Annotated in this window: 24 protein-coding genes; 5 read left to right on the top strand and 19 right to left on the bottom strand. The window is 68.2% G+C overall.

Translation table 11 applies throughout. The annotated features are described in order from the left end of the window. Positions 1–2: 2 nt before the first annotated feature. Positions 3–1,748, bottom strand: a complete 1,746-nt coding sequence (locus EER27_RS00950; protein WP_123086156.1) for a dipeptidyl-peptidase 3 family protein — start codon at positions 1,746–1,748, stop codon at positions 3–5. Positions 1,749–2,006: 258 nt separating this feature from the next. Here EER27_RS00950 and EER27_RS00955 point away from each other — a divergent pair, with 258 nt between their 5' ends. Genes EER27_RS00955 through EER27_RS00965 form a run of 3 tightly spaced genes read left to right on the top strand, consistent with a single transcriptional unit; the run spans position 2,007 to position 4,032 of the window. Further along, on the top strand, positions 2,007–2,573 hold the full coding sequence (locus EER27_RS00955) for a YqgE/AlgH family protein (protein ID WP_123086157.1): 567 nt from the start codon (positions 2,007–2,009) through the stop codon (positions 2,571–2,573). Beyond that, positions 2,570–3,070, top strand: a complete 501-nt coding sequence (gene ruvX, locus EER27_RS00960; protein WP_123086158.1) for a Holliday junction resolvase RuvX — start codon at positions 2,570–2,572, stop codon at positions 3,068–3,070. Before EER27_RS00955 ends, ruvX begins: the two co-directional genes overlap by 4 nt. Before the next feature lie 50 nt (positions 3,071–3,120). Beyond that, positions 3,121–4,032 carry an aspartate carbamoyltransferase catalytic subunit gene (locus EER27_RS00965; RefSeq protein ID WP_123086159.1) on the top strand — a complete coding sequence of 304 codons (912 nt, stop codon included), beginning with the start codon at positions 3,121–3,123 and terminating at the stop codon, positions 4,030–4,032. A 67-nt stretch (positions 4,033–4,099) separates the two neighbouring features. On the opposite strand, the gene mgtE is transcribed toward EER27_RS00965, so the two are convergent. The 14 genes from mgtE to EER27_RS01035 form a co-directional block, all read right to left on the bottom strand. Next, positions 4,100–5,461 carry a magnesium transporter gene (gene mgtE / locus EER27_RS00970; protein WP_123086642.1) on the bottom strand — a complete coding sequence of 454 codons (1,362 nt, stop codon included), beginning with the start codon at positions 5,459–5,461 and terminating at the stop codon, positions 4,100–4,102. Positions 5,462–5,697: 236 nt separating this feature from the next. Continuing rightward, entirely contained in the window at positions 5,698–7,419 is a 1,722-nt protein-coding gene (gene ptsP, locus EER27_RS00975) for a phosphoenolpyruvate--protein phosphotransferase (RefSeq protein ID WP_123086160.1), read from the bottom strand. Between the two features lie 4 nt (positions 7,420–7,423). Continuing rightward, positions 7,424–7,693 (bottom strand): HPr family phosphocarrier protein, encoded by a 270-nt coding sequence (locus EER27_RS00980; RefSeq protein ID WP_123086161.1) that lies wholly within the window; start codon positions 7,691–7,693, stop codon positions 7,424–7,426. Between the two features lie 87 nt (positions 7,694–7,780). Further along, positions 7,781–8,173, bottom strand: a complete 393-nt coding sequence (locus EER27_RS00985; RefSeq protein WP_123086162.1) for a PTS sugar transporter subunit IIA — start codon at positions 8,171–8,173, stop codon at positions 7,781–7,783. Between the two features lie 278 nt (positions 8,174–8,451). Continuing rightward, positions 8,452–9,303: an RNase adapter RapZ gene (gene rapZ, locus EER27_RS00990; RefSeq protein ID WP_425480808.1), complete on the bottom strand. Its 852-nt coding sequence runs from the start codon at positions 9,301–9,303 to the stop codon at positions 8,452–8,454. A gap of 23 nt (positions 9,304–9,326) precedes the next feature. Then, entirely contained in the window at positions 9,327–10,277 is a 951-nt protein-coding gene (gene hprK, locus EER27_RS00995) for an HPr(Ser) kinase/phosphatase (protein WP_123086164.1), read from the bottom strand. A 9-nt stretch (positions 10,278–10,286) separates the two neighbouring features. Next, positions 10,287–10,769 (bottom strand): PTS sugar transporter subunit IIA, encoded by a 483-nt coding sequence (locus tag EER27_RS01000; protein ID WP_123086165.1) that lies wholly within the window; start codon positions 10,767–10,769, stop codon positions 10,287–10,289. Positions 10,770–10,773: 4 nt separating this feature from the next. Next, positions 10,774–11,100, bottom strand: a complete 327-nt coding sequence (gene hpf, locus EER27_RS01005; protein ID WP_123086166.1) for a ribosome hibernation-promoting factor, HPF/YfiA family — start codon at positions 11,098–11,100, stop codon at positions 10,774–10,776. A 150-nt stretch (positions 11,101–11,250) separates the two neighbouring features. Further along, positions 11,251–12,681, bottom strand: a complete 1,431-nt coding sequence (locus EER27_RS01010; protein ID WP_123086167.1) for an RNA polymerase factor sigma-54 — start codon at positions 12,679–12,681, stop codon at positions 11,251–11,253. A gap of 43 nt (positions 12,682–12,724) precedes the next feature. Continuing rightward, positions 12,725–13,444 carry an LPS export ABC transporter ATP-binding protein gene (gene lptB / locus EER27_RS01015; RefSeq protein ID WP_123086168.1) on the bottom strand — a complete coding sequence of 240 codons (720 nt, stop codon included), beginning with the start codon at positions 13,442–13,444 and terminating at the stop codon, positions 12,725–12,727. After that, positions 13,444–13,965, bottom strand: coding sequence for a lipopolysaccharide transport periplasmic protein LptA (gene lptA, locus EER27_RS01020; protein ID WP_123086169.1), 522 nt, complete (start codon positions 13,963–13,965; stop codon positions 13,444–13,446). Before lptA ends, lptB begins: the two co-directional genes overlap by 1 nt. Beyond that, entirely contained in the window at positions 13,946–14,515 is a 570-nt protein-coding gene (gene lptC, locus EER27_RS01025) for an LPS export ABC transporter periplasmic protein LptC (protein WP_123086170.1), read from the bottom strand. The genes lptA and lptC overlap by 20 nt, the downstream gene beginning before the upstream one ends. Further along, positions 14,512–15,090 carry a KdsC family phosphatase gene (locus tag EER27_RS01030; protein WP_123086171.1) on the bottom strand — a complete coding sequence of 193 codons (579 nt, stop codon included), beginning with the start codon at positions 15,088–15,090 and terminating at the stop codon, positions 14,512–14,514. Before EER27_RS01030 ends, lptC begins: the two co-directional genes overlap by 4 nt. Before the next feature lie 126 nt (positions 15,091–15,216). Further along, a complete protein-coding gene (locus EER27_RS01035; protein WP_123086172.1) occupies positions 15,217–16,218 on the bottom strand; it encodes a KpsF/GutQ family sugar-phosphate isomerase in 1,002 nt (333 codons plus the stop codon). A gap of 125 nt (positions 16,219–16,343) precedes the next feature. Between EER27_RS01035 and EER27_RS01040 the strand changes: the two genes are divergently transcribed. Both EER27_RS01040 and murA read left to right on the top strand, forming a co-directional pair. Then, on the top strand, positions 16,344–16,577 hold the full coding sequence (locus EER27_RS01040) for a BolA family protein (protein ID WP_123086173.1): 234 nt from the start codon (positions 16,344–16,346) through the stop codon (positions 16,575–16,577). A 102-nt stretch (positions 16,578–16,679) separates the two neighbouring features. Continuing rightward, positions 16,680–17,936, top strand: a complete 1,257-nt coding sequence (gene murA, locus EER27_RS01045) for a UDP-N-acetylglucosamine 1-carboxyvinyltransferase (protein ID WP_123086174.1) — start codon at positions 16,680–16,682, stop codon at positions 17,934–17,936. 514 nt (positions 17,937–18,450) lie between these two features. On the opposite strand, the gene EER27_RS01050 is transcribed toward murA, so the two are convergent. From EER27_RS01050 to EER27_RS01065, 4 genes are read right to left on the bottom strand one after another with little or no spacing between them, the layout of a single operon-like run. Further along, a complete protein-coding gene (locus tag EER27_RS01050; RefSeq protein ID WP_123086175.1) occupies positions 18,451–19,149 on the bottom strand; it encodes a DUF3108 domain-containing protein in 699 nt (232 codons plus the stop codon). A 13-nt stretch (positions 19,150–19,162) separates the two neighbouring features. After that, the gene (locus tag EER27_RS01055) at positions 19,163–19,942 is read right to left on the bottom strand and encodes a DUF3108 domain-containing protein (protein WP_123086176.1); all 780 of its coding nucleotides are present in this window, start codon (positions 19,940–19,942) and stop codon (positions 19,163–19,165) included. After that, a complete protein-coding gene (purN, locus tag EER27_RS01060) occupies positions 19,939–20,619 on the bottom strand; it encodes a phosphoribosylglycinamide formyltransferase (RefSeq protein ID WP_123086177.1) in 681 nt (226 codons plus the stop codon). The genes EER27_RS01055 and purN overlap by 4 nt, the downstream gene beginning before the upstream one ends. Before the next feature lie 4 nt (positions 20,620–20,623). Beyond that, positions 20,624–21,067, bottom strand: coding sequence for a hypothetical protein (locus tag EER27_RS01065; RefSeq protein ID WP_123086178.1), 444 nt, complete (start codon positions 21,065–21,067; stop codon positions 20,624–20,626).

Below are 21,067 nucleotides of genomic sequence, written 5' to 3' on the forward strand. Positions count from 1 at the left end.
CTCTACCTCGCAGGCGCCGTGGCTGGCGCCGACGCAGGAGTCCGGCCGGCGAACTGGGACAACCCCAGCACGTCCAGGCCCTGTTCGAAGCGGATGTCGATCGGGATCTTCGCGTCCTTCAGTCGTGCCAGGTCGGCGGCCAGTTCGGGCTTGATCACGCCCATCGTGTCGGTCATCTGCTTGGCTTGCGCGTAGTCACCGTCGCCTTGCACGGTCAGCAACTTCGCGCCCAGGGCGTTCGTCGCCGCGCGCATCTTCTCGAAGTCGACCCGGTAGCGACCGGTCGCGGCATCGCGGGAGAACGCGCCGTGTTCGGCGAAGAAATTGAAGCGCACCATGTTGGCCTTGCCGTGCGCGTCGCTGGCACCGAACCGCACCGATCGCAGGATGCCGGCCAGGAACGTCACGTAGCTGTCCATGAGCTTGCTCTGGTCCAGTTCGCCTTCACGGCTGAGCGCGTCGATCATGTACAGGCCGAGGACGTCGGCCTTGCCCTCCTCGAAACTCGAGGCGTACTCCTTGAGCGCCTCGTCGACCGTGCCGCGGCCGTTGATGGTCTTCTTGATACCCAGGCCGTGGGCCACCTCATGGAACATCGTGTCTTCGAAAAACGCGTCGAAGGTGACGTGCTGCAGCTGGTCCTGGGCGATCAGTTGCTGGGCGATCGGCATCAGGATGGCGTCGAACTTGGCCTGCATGACGTTTTCCAGCTGCAGCCGGCGCGTGCCCTTGGCCAGCTGCACCTCTTCGTCGTTGGGCAGGTTGATGGCGATGGTCTTGGCGCCGACATTGGCGTTGCCGCCGTAGTACACCGCCTGGTAGGCGTTGAGGTCGGCGTTGGCGCCGGGGACTTCGGCCTTGTAGCGGGCCTCGACCGGCAGGCCCTGCTGCAGCTTGGGCAGGAACCGGGCGAAACGCGCCAGCTTTGCGCTCCATTCGATGTCCTTGATCAGCACCAGCCCCTCGTAGGAAGCCTTGTAGCCAAACAGCTGATCTTCGTAGGTCTCGATCGGGCCGATCACGATGTCGACCGGATTGCGCTTCATGTCCATCCACGCCATGTCGCTGGCGCGGAAGTCGTCCGACAGCAGCGCGTCGGCGCGCATCGCCAGGTAGGCGGCGAAGGCGGCATCGTCGCTGAGCCCGGCGGCCTCGCGAAGCAGCGCGGCGGCGCGTTGCAGGTCCGCCTTGTAGGCCTCGTGGTACGGCACGGTGACCAGCGCGCCGGCGGTATCCCGGCGCAGCTGGGTGTAGTTGGAGGCCTTGTCGGGCAGCTTGGCTGCGTCGAACTCGGCCTTGTCCATGTCGACCGGGTAGAAGGGGCCCCCCGGCGGGCGCGGACCGACGCCGGCGATCAGGGGGGTGTCCTCGTTGAGCCGGTCCCAGGGGCCGAAATTGATGCGCAGCAGTTCCCGTGTGGCATCGTCCGGGGCGCGGGCGAGCAGCGCCGACTGGTCACCTTCCCAGGACTGCCGCCAGTAGATCGCGTTCATCACCTCGCTGGCCTGTACCAGCTTGGCGATCATGCGCTGGGCACGGTCGTCGAAGCGCGACAGGTCGGCCTTCAGCGGCACCACTGCGTAGTCGCCGGCGTGTGCGGCGGCGTAGGTTTCGTTGTTGGTCGACGCCTTGCCGTCGGGCACCTGCGGGGCCGGGCCATCAGGCTGGCAGGCGGCCAGCGCCAGGGGGACGAGGCAGGCAAGCGCGAGCGGGCGCCACGAGGCCGTGGCAAGGCGGAAAGCGGGCATGGTGGGGTTCCTGGTGGCCGGGCGCCCATCCTACTGCCGCGGCCGTGCCCATCGACCCTGCCGCGGGCTCGATGGATGGCGGTCTGCCCGAAGGGGTCTGTCGCCGACCCAACGACGACGCCCGGCATCGGCGCTGGTCCTCGCCTGCGAACGTGGCTTACTTGCGCGATGGAGCGCGTTTCGTGACTTAGGGGGCAGACCGCAACGATCGCGCGGCGGTTACGATGCTTCCACGGGACCCCACGATAGAATGCGGCCATGATCGAATCGCCGACGCCCCTGGCCAACCAGCTGCTGATCGCACTGCCGTCGCTGGCCGAGACCAATTTCTCGCGCAGCGTCGCGTTGATCTGCCAGCACGACCACGAGGGCGCGATGGGCATCGTCGTCAACCGCGCCTCCGAGTACACGCTCGGCGAGGTGCTCGGTCAGATGGGCATGGAAGGCGGCAGCGACAAGATGCGCTCGCAGATCGTGCTCGCCGGTGGGCCGGTGCACCCCGAGCGCGGCTTCGTGCTGCACGACGGCGGGCTGCGCTGGGACTCCACCATGGCCATCTCCGACAATCTCTACCTGACCACCTCGCGCGACATCCTCGAAGCGATGGTGCAGGGCGAAGGCCCGGCCAACGCCGTCGTTGCGCTGGGTTGCGCCGGCTGGGACGCCGGACAGCTCGAGCAGGAACTCACCGAGAACGACTGGCTGACCGCGCCGTCCGATGCCGAGCTGCTGTTCGAGCTGCCTCTGGATGCGCGCTGGCAGGCAGCGGCCGGACGCATCGGGGTCGATTTCGCCTATCTCGCCGACTACGCCGGCCACGCATGAACGACAGCGCCTCCAGCGGTACCACCGGCAAGATCCGCAGGGACGGAACCGTGCTGGGTTTCGATGTCGGCTCGCGCCGGATCGGCGTCGCCGTCGGCAGCGCGTTCGGCCACGGCGCACGCGCGCTGGCGGTGGTGGATGTGCACGCCAACGGACCCGACTGGAGCGCGCTGGACCGCCTGCGCAAGGAATGGCGTCCCGATGGCCTGATCGTCGGTGACCCAATGACGATCGAGGGCGGCGACCAGCCTGCGCGCCAGCGCGCCCATGCCTTTGCGCGCGAACTGCACGCGCGCTACCAGTTGCCGGTGGTGCTGGTCGACGAGCGCTCGAGTTCGATCGAGGCCGCGCACCGCTTCGCCGCCGATCGCGCGCAGGGCAAGAAGCGCCGCCGTGATGCCGAGGCGCTGGATGCGGTTGCCGCCGCGGTCATCATCGAACGCTGGCTGGCCGCGCCCGACGACGCCACCGGACTTTCCGCGCTGCCGCCAACCTGAGCGCGCGGCGCTCCGCAAGACTTCCCCGAATCTGCCGAAGACCCACAACCATGTCCGCGTTGTCGCACCTGCTCAGCCTCGAAAATCTCACCCGTGGCCAGATCACCGCACTGCTCGACCGCGCACAACGGCTCGCCGACGGCCATGCCGACCGAACCGCACTGGCGGGCACCGCGGTCTGCACGCTGTTCTTCGAACCCTCCACGCGCACGCGCATGAGCTTCCAGCTGGCCGCGCAGCGCCTCGGCGCGGACGTCCTGTCGTTCGACGCGTCCACCTCGTCGACCAGCAAGGGCGAGACCGAACGCGACACGATGAAGAACCTCGAAGCGATGGGCGTGCGCGGCTTCGTCGTGCGGCACAAGCGCGATGGCGCGGTGGCCGAACTGGCCGAGGCCGCCAATCCCGGTACCGCGTTGCTCAATGCCGGCGATGGACGCAGCTCGCACCCGACCCAGGGACTGCTCGACATGCTGACCTTGCGTCAGGCCAAGGGCGACGATTTCTCGAAACTGAAAGTGGTGCTCGTCGGCGACGTGCGCCATTCGCGCGTCGCGCGATCCGATCTGCAGGCGCTGCGGACACTTGGCTGCGGCGAGATCCGCGTGTGCGGCCCGGCGGCGTTGCTGCCCGAGGACGGCACGCTCGACGGGTGCATTGTCAGCCACGATTTCGACGCGGCACTGGAAGGTGTGGATGCGGCGATGATGCTGCGCCTGCAGCGTGAGCGCATGGAGGAAGGCCTGGTCGGCTCGCTGGAGGACTACCACCGCGACTACGGTCTGACCGCCACGCGTCTGTCGCGCGCTGCCAAGGACGCGGTGGTGCTGCATCCGGGGCCGATCAACCGCGGCGTCGAGATCACCGATGAGGTCGCCGATGGCCCGCAGTCGCTGATCCTGCGTCAGGTCAGCAACGGCGTGGCAGTGCGCATGGCGGCGCTGGAGATGCTGCTGGCCTGAGGCCGTGGCCGTCCGCCGGACGGCCCGCAGCCCCTGCCGATGCCGCCCGCCATCGGCGGCGCGTGCGTCAACGCAACAGCAGCAGCGTCGCCAGACCCAGGAAGGCGAGGAAGCCCATGGTGTCGGTGACGGTGGTCAGGATCACGCCGCCGGCCAGGGCCGGGTCGAAGCCCAGCCGCTTCAGCGTCAGCGGCACCATCACGCCGGCGGTCGCGGCAAAGATCAGGTTGATGGTCAGTGCCGAACCGATGACCAGCGACAGCGCGGGGTCGTGGAACCACGCCCACACCACGATGCCCAGGACCGCGCCCAGCGTGAGGCCATTGAGCAGGGCGACGCGCAGTTCCTTCCACAGCAGGGTGCGCACGTTGGACGCGCCCACCTGGCCCAGCGCGAGGCCGCGGATCATCAGCGCCAGCACCTGGGTGCCGGCGTTGCCGCCCATGCCGGCGACAATCGGCATCAATACCGCCAGCGCGACGATCTTCTCGATGGTGCCCTCGAAGCGGCCGACCACCGACGAGGCCAGGAACGCCGTTCCCAGGTTGATTCCCAGCCACATCATCCGGCGCTTCACCGCGCGCCGGACCGGGCTGAACAGGTCTTCCTCCTCGTCCAGGCCGGCCGCGGCCAGGGCCTGGTGCTCGGCCTCGCCACGGATGATGTCGACCACGTCGTCGATGGTGATGCGGCCAAGCAGGATGTTGTTGTCGTCGACCACCGGCGCGCTGATCCAGTCGTGGTCGGAGAACTTGCGGGCGACTTCGTTGTCGGTCTCGTTGACGTCGATCGCCGGCTGCTCGTCGTCGATCAGCTTGTTGATCGGCGTGCCGGGCTCGTGGGTCAGCAGCGCGGCCAGCGCGATGCGACCCAGGTACTGGTGGCGCCGGCTGACCACGTACAGGTGGTCGGTGTGCTCGGGCAACTCGCCGCGCAGGCGCAGGTAGCGCAGCACCACGTCGATGGTGGTGTCGGCGCGCACCGTCACCACGTCCGGGTTCATCAGGCGGCCGGCGGTCTCTTCCGGGTACGACAGCACCTGTTCGAGCCGCTCGCGGTTCTCGCGATCCATCGACTTGAGGACTTCGTCGATGACGGTATCGGGCAGGTCCTCGACAAGGTCGGCCAGGTCGTCGATGTCGAGATCTTCGACCGCGGCGACGATTTCGTCGGTGTCCATGTCGGCCAGCAGGCTTTCGCGCACTTCCTCGCCGACGTGGACGAGCACTTCGCCGTCGTCCTCGGGGTCGACCAGTCCCCACACCACCACGCGCTTGCCCGGGGGCAGCGACTCGAGCAGGTTGCCGATCTCGGCCGGGGAAAGCGTGTTGACCAGCCGCTTGACCGGACCAAGACGGCCGCTGTCGAGCGCATCGGAAAGCAGGCGCAGCTGGCGCGCGGTCTTGTCGTGGCGGACGGCTTCGGCCATGCGGCTCTCCTGATACTGCCGGAGCCGCATCCCGTTGCCGCGTGGCGGCATCACGGGTGCGACCGGGGTGTCAATCGTTCATTGCCGCATTATCGCCGCTGCATGGCGCGCTGCCCACCCCGTCGGCATTCCGCGGGGTGCGCGGTGGTGGCCGCACCAGTGGCTGGCAGCCTGGTGTTGGCAGGCGGGGGCCGGAACACCCGGATGGCGCGCGCAAGGCGGGTGGAATCGATTGCTCAGACCACGGCGTGGTTGTCGAGCCAACGCACGATCGCATTGCGGTCCCGCGCGCGCAGCAGGGCCGGGGCGCGCGCGCGCAGCGCCGACAGGTCGCACTCGCGGATGCGCCGGCGCACTTCCAGCAGGGTGGCCGGGTGCAGGCTGAACTCCTCCAGCCCCAGCGCCAGCAGCAGTGGAGCGAAGCGCGCGTCGCCGGCGATTTCGCCGCAGACCGCGATCGGCCGTTTGCGCGAATGCGCCAGCCGGATCACGTCGCGCATCAGCCGCAGCACGGCCGGATGGAGCGGGGTGTAGAGGTCGCCCAGCGCCTCGTTGTTGCGATCGGCGGCGAGCAGGTACTGGATCAGGTCGTTGGTGCCGATCGACAGGAAGTCGACGTCGTTGATGAAGCCGGGCAGGGCGATGGCGGCGGCCGGCACTTCGATCATCGCGCCCAGCGGCACGTGGTCGGCGATCTCGTGGCCCTGCGCGCGCAATTCGCCGGCGATGCGCTGCATGCGATGGCGCACCGAAAGCATCTCGCCGCGCGTGCTGACCATCGGCACCAGCACCCGCAACGGCCCGTAGCCAGACGCGCGCAGCAGGGCGCGCAACTGGTCGTCGAGCAGGTGGGGGCGCGCCAGCGAGAGGCGTACGCCGCGCAACCCGAGCGCCGGGTTGGGCTCGTTGCGCAGCGCCAGGCCAGTGCGGTCGGCCTTGTCGGCCCCCAGGTCGAGGGTGCGGATGGTGACCGTGCGCCCGGTCATGCCCAGCACGACGTCGCGGTAGGCGCGGAACTGCTCTTCCTCGGTCGGCAGTTCGTTGCGCTGCAGGAACAGGAACTCGGTGCGGTACAGGCCGACGCCGGCGGCGCCGAGTGCGTGCGCCTCGGCCACGTCCTCGCGCGATTCGGCGTTGGCGTACAGCTTGATGTCGACGCCGTCGGTGGTGCGCGAGGGCTCGCGCCGCAGGCGGTTGAGCTGGCGGCGCTCGCGGGCCAGCTCGCGGACCCGTGCGCGGTGCGAGCGCAGGTCCTCGGCGCTGGGCTCCAGCACCACCAGGCCGCTGCCGCCGTCGACCGACACCACGTCGCCGTCGTTGATCTTCTGCAGGACCTGCGCGGCACCGACCACCAGCGGCAGGTGCAGGCTGCGCGCCAGGATCGCGCTGTGCGAAAGCGCGCTACCGGCCGAGGTGACGATCGCCATCACGCCCTGCGCCTGCAGCTGGACCAGCTCGGCCGGGGCGACGTTGTCGGTGATCAGGACCTCCCCGGCGACGCCGCGCAGGCCGTTGCCGCGTCGGTGCAGGGCGGCATGGATGCGGCCGATGACCTGGTCGATGTCATCGACGCGGCTGCGGAAGTAGGCGTCGTCCATCGCTTCGAACACCGAGGCGATGCGGTCGCGCTGCAGACGCAGCGCGTAGTCGGCGGCGTAACGGCCGGTGCGGATCAGCTCGTCCAGGCCGTTGAGCAGTTCGGGGTCGTCGAGCAGCAAGGCGTGCAGGTCGAGGAACTCGCCGACCTCGTGTGCCAGCGCGCCATGCAGGCGCTCGCGCAGGGCGTGCATCTCGCCACGCACGCTGGCGACGGCCTGGTGCAGGCGATCGATCTCGGCGTCGACCTCTTTGGAGCCGATGCGTTGCTCGGCGACGTCGAGTACATGCGGCAGGCGCACCCGCGCGCGGCCGAGCGCACTGCCACGCGCTGCGCCGTGCCCGTGGAAGACCTGCCGCATGCGCTCAGGTGTCCTCGTCGAAGCGGCGATCGAACAGCGCGGCGACTTCGTCGGCGACGTTGCCTTCGTCCTCGCCCTCGACGCGCAGCTTGACCTGGGTGCCCTGTCCGGCGGCCAGCAGCATCACGCCCATGATGCTCTTGGCGTTGACCTCGCGGCCCTTGGCAATCAGCGTGGCGCTGCTCTTGTAAGCCGACAGCAGCTGCACCAGCTTCGCGGTCGCGCGCGCATGCAGGCCGAGGCGGTTGGAGACGGTCAGTTCGCGTTCGATCATCGTGGTGCCCTTGCGGTGCTGGGGTGCTGGCGGTGAAACGGTGGGCGGGCAGGTGTCGGCTTCGTGGTCACTGGTGTCGTGTAAGCGTCAGGCTTCATCGAGGACCACGCCATTGCGTGCGCCGGCGGCAGCCACCGCCGGCAGTGCGTCAAGGTCCATCTCGGCGTAGTTCATCACCCGCAGCAGCATCGGCAGGCTCAGTGCCGACACGCGCCGCACGGGGGTGCCCAGGCGCGCCAGCTTGCCGGCGAGGTTGCTCGGGCTGGCGCCGTACAGGTCAGTCAGCACCAGGACGCCGTCGCCGCCATCGACTCGGCGCAGCGCAGCGCTCGCCAGTGGCAGCAATGCGTCGGTATCGGCGTCAAACGGTACTTCGAATGCCTCGCAACGCAACGGAAGCGTGCGCAACAGGCGAGTGGCTACGGCCAGCAACGTGCTGCCGATGCCTTCGTGTGTGATCAGGAGTATGCCTACGGCCATCCACGAAACTTAACAGACCGCGATGACGTGATGAAAGCGCCGCCGTCGCGGCGTTGCCGCCGTCGGTCGCCGACGGGCCGCGATCCACGCCGTTGATGGCGTGGCCGACGACCGGACCGGCGGTGATCGACGCCATTGGATGGACCATTGCGGAGCCAGCGCGATGGGCCTGAAGAAGTCGGGCCTGGTGGAAATCGGCCTGATGGAATCGGTGTGATCGGATCGGCGTGATCGAGTCGGCGTGATCGAAATCGGCGTGTTTGCCGACTGCGGCGTGATCAGTCGAGCTCGCGGTGATGCACGGCCACCTCGTCCCAGCCCTGGCCACGTGCGTGCGCGGCCAGGCGCTCGGCAAGGTACACCGAGCGGTGGCGGCCGCCGGTGCAGCCGAATGCCACGGTGATGTAGCTGCGGGTGCTGTCCGAATGCAGGCGCGGCAGCCAGGTGTCGAGCAACTGGCTGATCTGCTCGACGAAACGCGCGACGTCGGGTTGCGCGTCGAGGTAGTCGCGTACCGCGGCGTCGCGCCCGGCCAGAGGGCGCAGGCTCGCGTCCCAGTGCGGGTTGGGCAGGCAGCGCGCGTCGAACACGAAGTCCGCGTCGTTGGGCACACCGTGCCGGTAGGCAAACGATTCGAACAGCAGCGATACCGTCGTGCCAGAACCCAGGCCGAACTCGGTGATGACGTGCCGACGCAGCTGGTGGACGTTCATCGTGCTGGTGTCGATCTGTTCGTCGGCGATCTGCCGCAGCGGCTTGAGCACCTGGCGTTCGAGCGAGATCGCGTCGGCCAGTCCCAGCCCGAGCCGGCTCAGCGGGTGGCGTCGACGGGTGTCGGCGTAACGCTGCAACAGCACCGCGTCGTGCGCCTCGAAGTACACCAGCTTGGGGTCGAGGCCCAGCGCGCCGACCGCCGACAGCCATTCCGGAATGCGCTTCAGGTCGCTGTGGGTATTGCGCACGTCGATGCCGACGGCGAGCTTGTCCGGCGGCGCCTCGGCCGCGGTGACGCTCTGCACGAACTGCGGCAGCAACTCCGCCGGCAGGTTGTCGACGCAGTAGTAGCCGATGTCTTCGAAGGTGTTCAGCGCGACGGACTTGCCCGCGCCGGACATGCCGCTGACGATCACCAGGGTGGGAGTGGGAAGGGAGTTCACGATTCGCCGCGTTCGAGGAAGTTGCTGTGTCGTGCAATGAATGCCGCGGCCGGGTCCAGCCCCTTCATGCGCAGGCTGTGCAGGCGCGTGGCGGCTTCGGCGAGCACCGCGAGGTTGCGGCCGGGCATCACGGGCAGGGTGGTCATCGGTACGTCGAGATCGAGCACGCGGCGCATCGTGTTGTCGCCGGTCAGGCGTTCGATGCCGGCCGGCAGTGCGTCGACGGAGGGTTTGGTGAGGTGCACGATCAGGCGCAGGTACTTGTTGTTCTTCACCGCGGTGTCGCCAAACATCTGGCGGATGTTGAGCACGCCCAGGCCGCGCACTTCCAGCAGGTCCTGCAGCATCTCGGGACAGGTGCCATCGAGCACGTCGGGCGCGATCTGGGTGAACTCGGGCGCGTCGTCGGCGACCAGGCGATGGCCGCGCGTCACCAGTTCCAGCGCGAGCTCGCTCTTGCCGGAGCCCGATTCACCGGTGATCAGCACGCCGATCGAGTAGATCTCCATGAACACCCCGTGCATCGTGATGCGCGGCGCGAGGGTGCGGGCCAGGTGGTACTGCAGGTGGTTGAGTAGCTCATGACCGCGGTGGGGCGAGGTCCACAGCGGCGTGTCCGATTCTTCCGCCGCGATGCGCAGGTCTTCGGGGCAGGGCTGATCCTTGCTGATTACCAGCGCCAGTGGCCGGAACTGCATGATCTTCTCGATCGTTTCCCAGCGCAGGCGCGAATCGAGGCCATCCAGCCACGCCAGTTCCTCGGTGCCCAGGATCTGCACCTTGTTGGGGTAGATCGCGTTGAGGTAGCCGGCCAGTGAGGGGCGGCGGGCCAGCGTATCGACCGACTCGACCACGCGGCGCTCGCCGGACTGGCCTGCCAGGCGACGCAGGCCAAGGCGGTCGCGTTGCCGGTCGAAAAGTTCGGCGGCGCTGATGCTGGCGTTCATCGCCGGGTCTCAGGCGATGGTGGTGGTGGTGGTGCGGCGGGGCAAGGCGCCGTCGAGCAGGCAGCGGCCCAGCTCGGTGGTGTTGGCCGCGGCACGCAGGGTCAAGCGGAAATCGGGATCGGCAAAGCGTTCGGCCAGTTCGGCCAGTTGCTGCAGGTGTTCCTGCACGCAGTGTTCGGGTACCGCCATGGCCAGCACCAGATCGACTGGCTCGCCGTCGTGGGCGCCAAAGTCGACCGGATCGGCCAGGCGCAGGAAAGCGCCGCGGATTTCCTCGACGGCCGCGACGCGGCCGTGCGGAATGGCCACGCCGTGGCCGATGGCGGTAGAGGCAAGTTGCTCGCGCTGGCGCAGGCTGGCGCCGATGGCGGCGGCGCTGCTGGCCGAGGTTCCGGCCAGCAGCCGTGCTGCTGCGTCGAGGACGGCGCCGCGATCGCCTGGTTCGACCAGGATCGCGATCCGATCCGCGCTGAGCAGGTGGTGCAGCGGCATGGACTCAGCCGAACTCGCTGCTGCGCGCGATGCTCTCGCCGCGGTGGTGGTCGACCATCTTTTCCTTGTGCTTGAGCAGGAGGCGATCGAGCTTGTCGGCGAGCAGGTCGATGGCTGCGTACATGTCCACAGCAGCGGCATCGGCATGCAGGGTGCGGCCGGCAATCGTGATGGTGGCCTCGGCACGGTGATCGGGCTTGTCCAGGCTCAGCTGCGTGCGCACGTCGAAGGGCTGCTCGAAGTGGCGTTGCAGGCGGTCGAGCTTGGTTTCGACGTAGTCACGCAAGGCTGGCGTGACTTCGATCTGCTGGCCGTAGGTTTCGATACGCATCGGTGACCTCCTTCAACATCGCGACAGGTAGTGGGGTGACCCTCTGGACGCGTCCAGAGTTCCCAGCATCGCACGTCCGCGTCGTCGCGGAACAGGCGTGCATGTCACAGGAGTCCGATCGGCGGTGGCCGTTTGCGGAGCGATCTGGCGTCAGCAGATCCGCATCCGATCCTGCGACGACGGGATGCTCATCGCTTCACGGTATTTTGCCACGGTCCGCCGGGCCACCGGCATGCCGCCGGCCTTGAGGTTTTCCGCCAGTCGGGCGTCGGAAAGTGGCTTGCGCGGGTTTTCCGCCTCGATCAGCTGGCGGATCATCGCCTGGATTGCCGTGCTGGAGGCTTCGCCGCCGCTGCCGGTGTCGATGCCGGAGGCGAAGAAGGCGCGCAGCGGCACCGTGCCGCGCGGCGTGCGGGCGTACTTGCGCGATACCGCGCGCGAGACGGTGGATTCATGCAGGCCAACCTCGGCTGCGACTTCGCGCAGGGTCAGCGGGCGCAGCGCGCTGTCGCCGAACTCCAGGAACCCGGCCTGCTGCCTGAGCAGGCAGCGCACCACCTTGAGCAGGGTGTCGCCGCGCGCTTCCAGGCTCTTGAGCAACCACCGCGCCTCCTGCAGGTGCCCGCGCAGGTAGCTGGCGTCGCTGGAACTGGCGTGGCGGATCATGCCCTCGTATCCGCGGTGGATCGATATGCGCGGCCGCGTGCCGTCGGCCAGCGCGGCACGCCACATGCCGTGCTGGCGCCATATCACCACATCGGGTGCAACGTAGGTGTCGCTGGTGATCGAGCCGATCTGTGCCCCGGGCCGCGGGTCCAGCGAGCGCAGCAGCTGCACGGCCACCTCGACGTCGGCCGGATTGAGCTTGAACTCGGCCGCAAGCCCGGCCACGCCGACACGCGGCAAACGCTGCAGCGGCCCGTTGGCCAGCATGCGGGCGAGTGCCTTGCCCGGCGTGTCGTCGGGAAGTTGTTCGAGCTGCAATTGCAGGCACTGACCGAGGTCGCGAGCGCCGACGCCGACCGGGTCGAAGCGCTGGATCTGGTGCAGGACGGTGGTGACTTCCTCTTCGCTGGCCGCAAGCTCGGTGCCCAGCGAGGCGATGATCGCCTCCATCGGTTCGCGCAGGTAGCCGTCGTCGTCGATGGCCTCGATCACGGTGGCGCCGATCATGCGGTCGCGCGGTGACAACGGGCTGAGGTGCAGCTGCCACAGCAGGTGGTCGTGCAGGCTTTCGCTTTCGGCAACTTGCTCGGCGGCGCTGCCGTCGTCGTCGCTGTCGGACGGGCCGGCGCGCTCGTACCAGGTCTCGCCGTCGCTCGGGCCCCAGTCCGCCTCCGGCGGAAGCGACTCGATGCCGTCGCCATTGCCGCCCGATTCCGGCGCCGGCGCGACGTCGCTGCCGCCCACGGCAATGTCCTGGACGGTTTCGGTCCAGTCCAGCAACGGGTTGGTTTCGACGGCGGTGACGAGCTCGGCATCGAGTTCCACCGCGGACAGCTGCAGCAGGCGGATGGCCTGCCGCAGTTGCGGTGTCATGACCAGATGCTGGCCGAGCGAAGCTTGGAGGCGGGGTTTCATGATCGTTTGCAGTCGCGCCCGGTTGGGTCGACGTGCGCGGCGATCAAAGACGGAAGGTTTCGCCCAGATACACGCGTCGCACGTCGGGATTGGCCAGCAGCGCGTCCGGAGCCCCCTGCGCGAGCACGCCGCCCTCGTTGAGGATATACGCGCGGTCGCAGATACCCAAGGTTTCACGGACGTTATGGTCGGTAATCAGCACACCGATTCCGCGATTCTTGAGGTGGCGCACGATTCGCTGGATCTCGCCGACCGAAATCGGGTCGACGCCGGCAAACGGTTCGTCCAGCAGCATCAGTCGGGGCTTGCCGGCCAGCGCACGCGCGATCTCGACGCGGCGGCGTTCGCCACCGGACAGGCTGGCGCCGGCCTGGTCGGCGACGTGCGAGACCTGGAGCTCTTCCATGAGGCTGGCCAGCTCACGTTCGCGGCCTGCCTTGTCGAGGTCGTCACGCAGCTCCAGCACCAGCCGGATGTTGTCGGCCACGCTGAGCTTGCGGAACACCGAGGGTTCCTGGGGCAGGTAGCCGACGCCGTACTTGGCGCGTGAATACATCGGCTCGCCGGTGATGTCCTTGCCGTCGAGCACGATCTGCCCGGCATCGGCCGGGACCAGCCCGACGATCATGTAGAAGCAGGTGGTCTTGCCGGCGCCGTTTGGACCCAGCAGGCCGACGACTTCACCGGCATCCAGGGTCAGTCCGAAATCGCGTACCACTTCGCGCGAACGGTATGCCTTGCGCAGGCCCTTCGCGACCAGCATCAGCCGCCACCCGGAGCCGGCGTGGTGCCGGCATTGCGCGGGACGATCCGCATCTTGACCCGGCCGTTGCCTTCACCGCCGCTGTTCACCTGGCCGGTGCGCATGTTGTAGACCACCCGCTCGCCGCTCAGCGAGCCGCGCGGCTGCTGGATCCTGACGGTGTCGGTGAACACCACGATCTCGGTGGTGAGGTCGTAGTCGACCTTGTTGGCGACCGCGTTCATCTGGGTGCCGTCATCCATCTGCTGGCGCAGCCGAACCGGCCCGCCCGTCAGCACGGCCCGCACCGGATCGCCGCCGCGGGTGCTGACAGTGGCCTGGCCGGCCTCGATGTGCAGCGTGCCCTGTTTGATGGTGACGCCACCGGACAGGACCGTCGGCTGGCGGTCGTCGAGCGTGCCACTGGTGGCACCGGCGTCGATGTCCATCGGCTGATTGCGGTCGGACGAACGCGCCAGCGCGCCCTGGCTGCAGGCGATCAGGGCGGCGGCGAGCAGCCAGTTAGCGGCGTGTCGGGACATAACGGGTCTGGACCTCGGATTTGAACGAGTACTGCTTCGTGGCGAGGCTGACCTCGAGACCACGGCCGCGCAGTATAGAACCGGGCCGGCGGATGGTGACCAGCGTGGCCGATTCGGCGCGCTTGGCCTTGGGGAATACATTCAGTTGATCGGTGGCCATCGTCGTGACCGGGCCGTTGCGCCCGTCGCTGGTGGCGGCGACCTTGCCTCGCAGGCGCAGTTCGCTCCCGTCGGCGCTGACCCAGCCGGTGGCGGAGCGGATCTGCCACGCGTCGCTGGTGGAGCCCGGCTGGGTCGGGATCAGGAACAGCGGCGTGGCGATGTCCAGGGTTTTCTGGTCCGGGTCGCGTGCCAGCCTGGGCGCGCGCAGGGTGAAAGATTCCCGGCCGTTCTCGTCCAGCGAGATCAGTTCGAAGTCGTGCAGCACGTAATCCGGCCGGCCGGCGGCGGCTTCGGTGCTGTGCTCGGGATGACGCTGCGACCAGAGCGCGAGGCCGCTGAGCACGGCGCCGGCAAGCAGCACCAGGGTGAGGATCGCGCGCCAACTCATGCCGTGCCCTCGATGCGGGTGCCGTCGACGTGCGTCGCGCTGGCCAGCAAGGCCTCGACGTGGCCCTGGGAAGCCAGCAGCAGGTCGCACAATTCGCGCGCGGCACCGTGGCCCGCACGCGCGGCGGTGCGCCAGTTCACGCGTTCGCGCACCCAGGTGTGCGCGTCGCATGGCGCGACGGAAAGCCCGACCTGCTGCATCACGCGCAAGTCGGGCAGGTCATCGCCCATGAAGGCGATCTGATCCAGGCCGATGCCATGGCGCTGGGCCAGCCCGGTGACGCAGGCCAGCTTGTCGATCACCGAGGTATGGGCTTCGGCGCCCAGTTCGGCCGCGCGGCGCTCGGCGACCACGCTGGCGCGCGCGGTCACGAAGGCCACCGGGATTCCCGCCTTGCGCAACAGCACCAGGCCCTGGCCGTCGTGCACGTGGAAGGTCTTGAACTCGCGGCCGTCGCTGTCGAAGCCCAGGCGCCCGTCGGTCAGGGTGCCGTCGACGTCGAAGCACGCCAACCGTACGCGCGCGGCGCGTTCTCGGATGTCGGCGGGGTAGTCGTTGAAGTGGCTGTAGGGCATGGCGGTCGGCGGTGGATGATGAATGGGGCGACGTGGCGGCGGGGCAGGAGGGGGCGGGGCGGGGCGGCCGCATTCCGGCCGGTGCCGAGAGGCACACTCGGCCACCCATCCTTAACCCTTCGCGACCTACACCACCCGCGCGCGCAGCAGGTCGTGGATGTTGAGGGCGCCGACCACGCGTCGGTCCGTGTCCAGCACCAGCAAACCGCTGATCTTGTGGGCCTCCATCAACTGCGCGGCCTCGACCGCCAGTGCATCGGCACCGATGGTCTTGGGGGCGCGCGTCATCACGTCGGCGATGCGGGTCGAGCGGAGGTCGACGCGGTTGTCATCCAGCGTCCGGCGCAGGTCGCCATCGGTGTAAAGGCCCAGCAGACGGTCGTCGCCGTCGACAACAGCGGTCATGCCAAGGCGCTTTCGGCTCATCTCCACCAGGGCTTCGCTGACGGTGGCGTCGGCACCGATCCGCGGCACGTCGTCGCCGGCGTGCATGATGTCGGTGATGTGCAACAGCAGCCGCCGACCCAGCGCACCGGCCGGGTGCGAGCGGGCGAAATCGTTGGCGGTGAAGCCGCGCGCCTCGAGCAGTGCCACCGCCAGCGCGTCGCCCATGGCCAGCGAGGCCGTGGTGCTGGAGGTCGGCGCCAGGTCCAGGGGGCAGGCTTCGGCCGGGACGCTGACGTCCAGGTGGACGTCGGCCTCGCGTGCCAGCGTGGAGCCGGCGCGACCGGTCATCGTGATCAGCTTGTTGCCCTGCCGCTTGAGCACCGGCAGCAGCATCAGCACCTCGTCGCTTTCCCCCGAGTAGGACAGGGCGAGCACTACGTCGGCGTCAGTGATCATGCCCAGGTCGCCGTGTCCGGCCTCACCGGGGTGCACGTAGAAGCTGGGGGTGCCGGTGGAGGCCAGCGTGGCGGCGATCTTGCGCGCGACGTGGCCGGACTTGCCCATGCCCGTGCAGACCACGCGGCCGCGGGCGTGCAGCATGAGGTGGCAGGCGGCGCTGAATTCGCCGTCGATGCGCGCGGCAACCGCGGCCAGCGCCTCGGCTTCGATCTCGAACACGCGGCGACCGCTGGCAGCAAGGCCGGCGGCATCGTTCATCTGGGGACTCGGGGACGTTGCCATTTCGGAGCAGGGGGCTTTCCGCTAGGCTAATCGCTTCATTTTACGCGCATCCCTCCGCGAAAAGCCCGTTCCAGCGGCGCGGCGTGGTCGAAGTCGCGTTTTCCCACTCCGCGGACCCAGCTGCCATGAACCCCGACATCATCCGAACCCTGATCGAACAAGGCCTGCCCGGCGCCAACGCGGACGTCCGCGGCGACGACGGCGTGCACTTCGAAGCCACGGTGGTGGCCGAGGCGTTCCGTGGCAAGCTGCCGCTGGCGCGTCACCGCATGGTGTATGCCACGCTCGGCGAGCGCATGGGCGGCGAGATCCACGCGCTGGCCCTGAAGACGCTCACGCCGGACGAAGCCGGTCGCTGATCGGGCACGGCCCGACACCCAGTCCACCCCCCCGGCAATCGTCCCCCGACCGTCCTCGCGATCGTTCGTCGCCAGCCCAACCGCATTTCCCATCGAGTTCCCATGCAAAAGATCGTTGTCGAAGGCGGCCAGCCGCTGAATGGTGAGGTGCAGATTTCCGGCGCCAAGAACGCGGTACTGCCGATCCTGTGCGCCACCTTGCTGGCAGATGCGCCAGTCGAGATCAGCAACGTGCCGCACCTGCACGACGTGGTCACCACCGCCAAGCTGCTGGGCGAGCTGGGAGCCGGCATCAGCATCGACGAGCGTTACGGCATGACCGTCGATCCGACCACGGTGCACAGCCAGGTCGCGTCGTACGAACTGGTCAAGACCATGCGTGCCTCGGTGCTCGTCCTCGGGCCGCTGCTGGCCAAGTACGGAACCGCCGAGGTATCGCTGCCGGGCGGTTGCGCGATCGGGTCGCGGCCTGTCGACCTGCACATCAAGGGCATGCAGTCGCTGGGCGCCGAGGTCACCGTCGAGCACGGCTTCATCAAGGCCCGTGCCAGCCGCCTGCGCGGCGCACGCCATGTGTTCGACATGGTCAGCGTCGGTGCCACCGAGAACGTGCTGATGGCCGCAACGATGGCCGAAGGCACCACGGTGCTCGAAAACGCCGCGATGGAACCGGAGATCGTCGATCTTGCCGAGTGCCTCAAGGCCATGGGTGCGCAGATCGAAGGGGCGGGCACCGGTCGCATCACGGTGCACGGCGTCGAACGCCTGCACGGTGGCAGCCACGCGGTGGTCGCCGACCGCATCGAGGCCGGCACCTTCCTGGTCGCCGCGGCGATGACCGGCGGCCGGGTGACCTTGCGGCGCACGCGCCCGGACACGATGGACGCGGTGCTCGACAAGCTCACCGAAGCCGGCGCCACGATCACCGTCGATGGCGACCGAATCACGCTCGACATGCAGGGACGCCGACCCAAGGCGGTCAACCTCACCACCGCGCCGCACCCGGCGTTCCCCACCGACATGCAGGCGCAGTTCATGGCCATGAACTGCATCGCCGATGGTGTGGGCGTGATCAACGAAACGATCTTCGAAAACCGCTTCATGCACGTCAACGAGCTGCTGCGACTGGGCGCGGACATCCGCGTCGACGGCCATACCGCGGTGGTGCGCGGCGTTGCCGGGCTGAGCGGCGCGCCGGTGATGGCGACCGACCTGCGGGCGTCGGCATCGCTGATCCTCGCCGGCCTGGTGGCCGAGGGCGAGACCATCATCGACCGCATCTACCACCTCGATCGTGGCTACGAGAACATCGAGGAAAAGCTGTCCGGGCTGGGCGCGCGGATCCGGCGCGTCGGCTGACTGATCGCCCTCGCGCAAGACGAAGCCTTCAAAAAAAAGCCCCGCGATCGCGGGGCTTTTTCATGGCGTCCGATGCGGTGGCGGCCAGGCCGGCCGCAAGCCGCAGGGGCAGGAAATCAGATCTCGTAGGGCGCAATAACCGAAGGGCATTGCGCCGGATTCGTGTACGCCGAGGTGGATCTTCATCGCGCATCCGGTCCGGCGCATTACGCCTTCGGCTAATGCGCCCTACGGGTGCGCGCGGATCCGTCGCGCCGGGAGATCGGCAACGGGTCCCGTAGGGCGCAATAACCGAAGGGCATTGCGCCGGATTGGCTCATGTCGAGGTGGATCCTGATTCGCGCGCGTCCCATCCGGCGCATTACGCCTTCGGCTAATGCGCCCTACGGCGGCCTGGCCGCGGATCCGACGCGTCGGTTGATCCGCAACAAAAAAGGCCCCGCGATCGCGGGGCTTTTTCTTGGCGTCTGGCGCGGTAGCGGCATCGCCTGCCGCAAACCGCGCCGGCAGGAAATCAGCGCACCGACTGCACGCGCAGGTCCATCGCGTCTTCGCCGTCGTCGCGTTGCAGGATTCGCGCCGGCACCGGGATGCCATCGACGATCCAGGCGATGGTCTGCTTGCTGCCGTTGGTGCTGACCACCTTGGTGGCCTGCTGGTTGCGTCCACCGACGCTGATCTGTTCGCGCCCGGCGATGGTGTAGGTCATCTGCTTGATGCGGCCGTCGTCGACCATCCGGTAGTTCAACGGCCGGCCGGCGACGACATCGCGCACCAAGGCCAGGTTGATCAGCAGCGCGTCCATGTCGCCGGCCTGCAGCCGCAGCGGGCCGGCGCGGCCTTCCTTCACGTCACCGGTCCAGTTGGCAACGCCGCGACCCCAGTCGTAAATGGCGTTGCGGACGGTCTTCTTGACCAGGACCTTCGACGAATCCTGGCCCGACAACGGGCGCCACTGGCCGCCGTGCTCGTCGAACACGGTGCTCTGGCTCAGGCTGGCCAGGCTGTTGGTGATGTTGAGGCTGTAGCGCCAGCGGTTTTCGCCGGCGGCGGAAAGGCTCATCTGGCCGTTCGCACGCATGCCCATGTAGCTGGCCTGGTAATCGACGGTGAACGGCTGGATTGCCAGGGCGGGCAGGCTGGCCAGTGCCAGTACCGCAGCGCCCAACAGGGCGGGCCACTTCTTCTTGGACTTGGTGGTTTGCTGGTGCATTTGCGGCACTCCTTTATCGGTATTCGAGCAGGCGCAGGTCGTAGGTGTCCCGACCGTTCTCGCGCTGCAGCATTCGGATCGGCGTCGGCACGCCGGACGCCACCCAGATCACGGTTTCTTCGTTGCCCGACTCGACGCGACTCACGCGCATGGCCTTGAAGCTGAGTCCGCCGACGGCAACGTCTTCCATGTCGTTGGCAACCACGTAGTTGTGCTCGCGCACGCGGCCGTCGTCGACGAAACGGTAATGCAGCGACTTGCCGGGTTCGGCATCGCGGATCACCGCCAGGTTGATCAGCAGCCCGCTCATGTCGCCTGCGCGCAGCGCAACCGGCGCACGCCGGGTTTCCTTGACGTCGCCGCTCCAGCGCGCGCTGCGGTTGCCCCAATGGTAGACCCCCACCGTCTGCTTGCGGCCGAACAGGTGCCCACGCACGGTGGCCTGGGTCAGCGGTCGGTAGCCGCCGCCGATGGTGTCGAACACGGTGCTCTGCTCTGCGCTGATGCCGGCAAGGCTCAGCAGGCCCTTGGTGCCACGCATGTTGAGGTCGACGCGCCAGCGGCTGCTGGGCTGTTGCACCACCTGCATGGTCGCGGCACCCAATGCCTTGCCCTCGTTGAACACCGAGTAGCTGGCGATGAAGGGTTCCAGCGCACTCTGCGCCGCCGGCGCCGCTGCGGCCGCGGCCGCGGCCGGGGCGGGCGCGGCACTCTGTGCACGGGCGTTCGACAGCGGGACCAGGGCAACCAGGCTGGCGGTGAACAGGGCAGCGGCGAACGGAATTCGGGTCACGGTGTCGTCTCTTGTTCCACAAGGCGTTGATCCGGGTCCAGCTGCAGCGGCAGGTGCAGGGCGCGACCATCGAATCGGACCTGCGATCCCGCCAGGTCGATCCGTCCGGCTGCCAGCAGGCGTAGCGACGCCAGCAGCAACGGGTGTTCGCGTTCCAGTACCCGCTGCGCCAGCCGGTCGGCGTTGTCTCCCGGCAGCACCGGCACGCGCGCCTGCGCGATCACCGGGCCACCGTCGAGTTCGGGCGAAACGAAGTGCACGCTGGCGCCGTGCCAGGACACGCCCGCGTCCAGCGCCTGCTGGTGCGTGCGCAACCCCTTGAAGGCTGGCAGCAGCGACGGGTGGATATTGAGCATCTTCCCGTTGCGTGCAGCCACTTCGCGTTCGCTGACCAGGCGCATATATCCGGCACAGACGATGAGATCGGGATGAACGTCGTCGACCAGCCTGAACAAGGATTCATCGTAGTCGGCGCGCGAGGCGAAGGCGCGTGGCGACAGCGATGCGGTTACCGCGCCGCTCTCGCGACCCTTGGCCAGGGCCGGCGCGTCGGCCTTGTCGGAGAACACGCCGGCCACCACTGCATCCAGGCTGCCCTGGGCAATGGCGTCGAGAATCGCCTGCAGGTTGCTGCCGCGGCCCGAAGCGAGCACGGCGATTCGGTAGGGGCGACGCATGCGATCAGCCGGTAGTGAACAGCGATTTGACCGAAACCCGCGACAACACGATCACGGTGAACACGCCCAGCACCGTGCCGAACGGGAAGAATGCGCAGGACACTGCGGCCATCACCAGGCAGTACGTGTGGTTGCGTCGCTGGCGCAGGCAACGTCCGGCCCGTGCCAGCAAGACGCTGAACGCCAAACCGCAGAGGATCATCAGTCCGGCGATCCCGACGAAGAACCAGCCGACCAGCGCCGCCTCCGGCTCGCCCGGACGGTGTGGCGTGTCGAAGGCGCCGGTGATCATCGCGATACCCATGATCAGATGCAGCACCGGGAACATCGAGAACAGCGCCGTGATACCGGCCACCACGTAGTGGAAAACGCCCAGCAGGTCGAGATGGGCGATGTCCTGCGCCGTGGTGGGATCCGGAGCGGGCGACGGGATCGACGGTACGTCCAT

It is taken from the genome of Montanilutibacter psychrotolerans, assembly GCF_003719825.1.
In the GTDB taxonomy this organism is placed as follows: Bacteria; Pseudomonadota; Gammaproteobacteria; order Xanthomonadales; family Xanthomonadaceae; genus Montanilutibacter; species Montanilutibacter psychrotolerans.

Coding starts and splice junctions, on each gene's coding strand:
- EER27_RS01010 (WP_123086167.1), bottom strand. CDS start 12,681: ATGAAACCCCGCCTCCAAGCTTCGCTCGGCCAGCATCTGGTCATGACA.
- EER27_RS01035 (WP_123086172.1), bottom strand. CDS start 16,218: ATGGCAACGTCCCCGAGTCCCCAGATGAACGATGCCGCCGGCCTTGCT.
- EER27_RS00985 (WP_123086162.1), bottom strand. CDS start 8,173: ATGGCCGTAGGCATACTCCTGATCACACACGAAGGCATCGGCAGCACG.
- EER27_RS01040 (WP_123086173.1), top strand. CDS start 16,344: ATGAACCCCGACATCATCCGAACCCTGATCGAACAAGGCCTGCCCGGC.
- lptB (WP_123086168.1), bottom strand. CDS start 13,444: ATGCTGGTCGCGAAGGGCCTGCGCAAGGCATACCGTTCGCGCGAAGTG.
- EER27_RS00950 (WP_123086156.1), bottom strand. CDS start 1,748: ATGCCCGCTTTCCGCCTTGCCACGGCCTCGTGGCGCCCGCTCGCGCTT.
- EER27_RS00965 (WP_123086159.1), top strand. CDS start 3,121: ATGTCCGCGTTGTCGCACCTGCTCAGCCTCGAAAATCTCACCCGTGGC.
- EER27_RS01030 (WP_123086171.1), bottom strand. CDS start 15,090: ATGCCCTACAGCCACTTCAACGACTACCCCGCCGACATCCGAGAACGC.
- EER27_RS00955 (WP_123086157.1), top strand. CDS start 2,007: ATGATCGAATCGCCGACGCCCCTGGCCAACCAGCTGCTGATCGCACTG.
- purN (WP_123086177.1), bottom strand. CDS start 20,619: ATGCGTCGCCCCTACCGAATCGCCGTGCTCGCTTCGGGCCGCGGCAGC.
- mgtE (WP_123086642.1), bottom strand. CDS start 5,461: ATGGCCGAAGCCGTCCGCCACGACAAGACCGCGCGCCAGCTGCGCCTG.
- EER27_RS00980 (WP_123086161.1), bottom strand. CDS start 7,693: ATGATCGAACGCGAACTGACCGTCTCCAACCGCCTCGGCCTGCATGCG.
- ruvX (WP_123086158.1), top strand. CDS start 2,570: ATGAACGACAGCGCCTCCAGCGGTACCACCGGCAAGATCCGCAGGGAC.
- murA (WP_123086174.1), top strand. CDS start 16,680: ATGCAAAAGATCGTTGTCGAAGGCGGCCAGCCGCTGAATGGTGAGGTG.
- lptC (WP_123086170.1), bottom strand. CDS start 14,515: ATGAGTTGGCGCGCGATCCTCACCCTGGTGCTGCTTGCCGGCGCCGTG.
- ptsP (WP_123086160.1), bottom strand. CDS start 7,419: ATGCGGCAGGTCTTCCACGGGCACGGCGCAGCGCGTGGCAGTGCGCTC.
- hpf (WP_123086166.1), bottom strand. CDS start 11,100: ATGCGTATCGAAACCTACGGCCAGCAGATCGAAGTCACGCCAGCCTTG.
- EER27_RS01065 (WP_123086178.1), bottom strand. CDS start 21,067: ATGGACGTACCGTCGATCCCGTCGCCCGCTCCGGATCCCACCACGGCG.
- hprK (WP_123086164.1), bottom strand. CDS start 10,277: ATGAACGCCAGCATCAGCGCCGCCGAACTTTTCGACCGGCAACGCGAC.
- EER27_RS01000 (WP_123086165.1), bottom strand. CDS start 10,769: ATGCCGCTGCACCACCTGCTCAGCGCGGATCGGATCGCGATCCTGGTC.
- EER27_RS01050 (WP_123086175.1), bottom strand. CDS start 19,149: ATGCACCAGCAAACCACCAAGTCCAAGAAGAAGTGGCCCGCCCTGTTG.
- lptA (WP_123086169.1), bottom strand. CDS start 13,965: ATGTCCCGACACGCCGCTAACTGGCTGCTCGCCGCCGCCCTGATCGCC.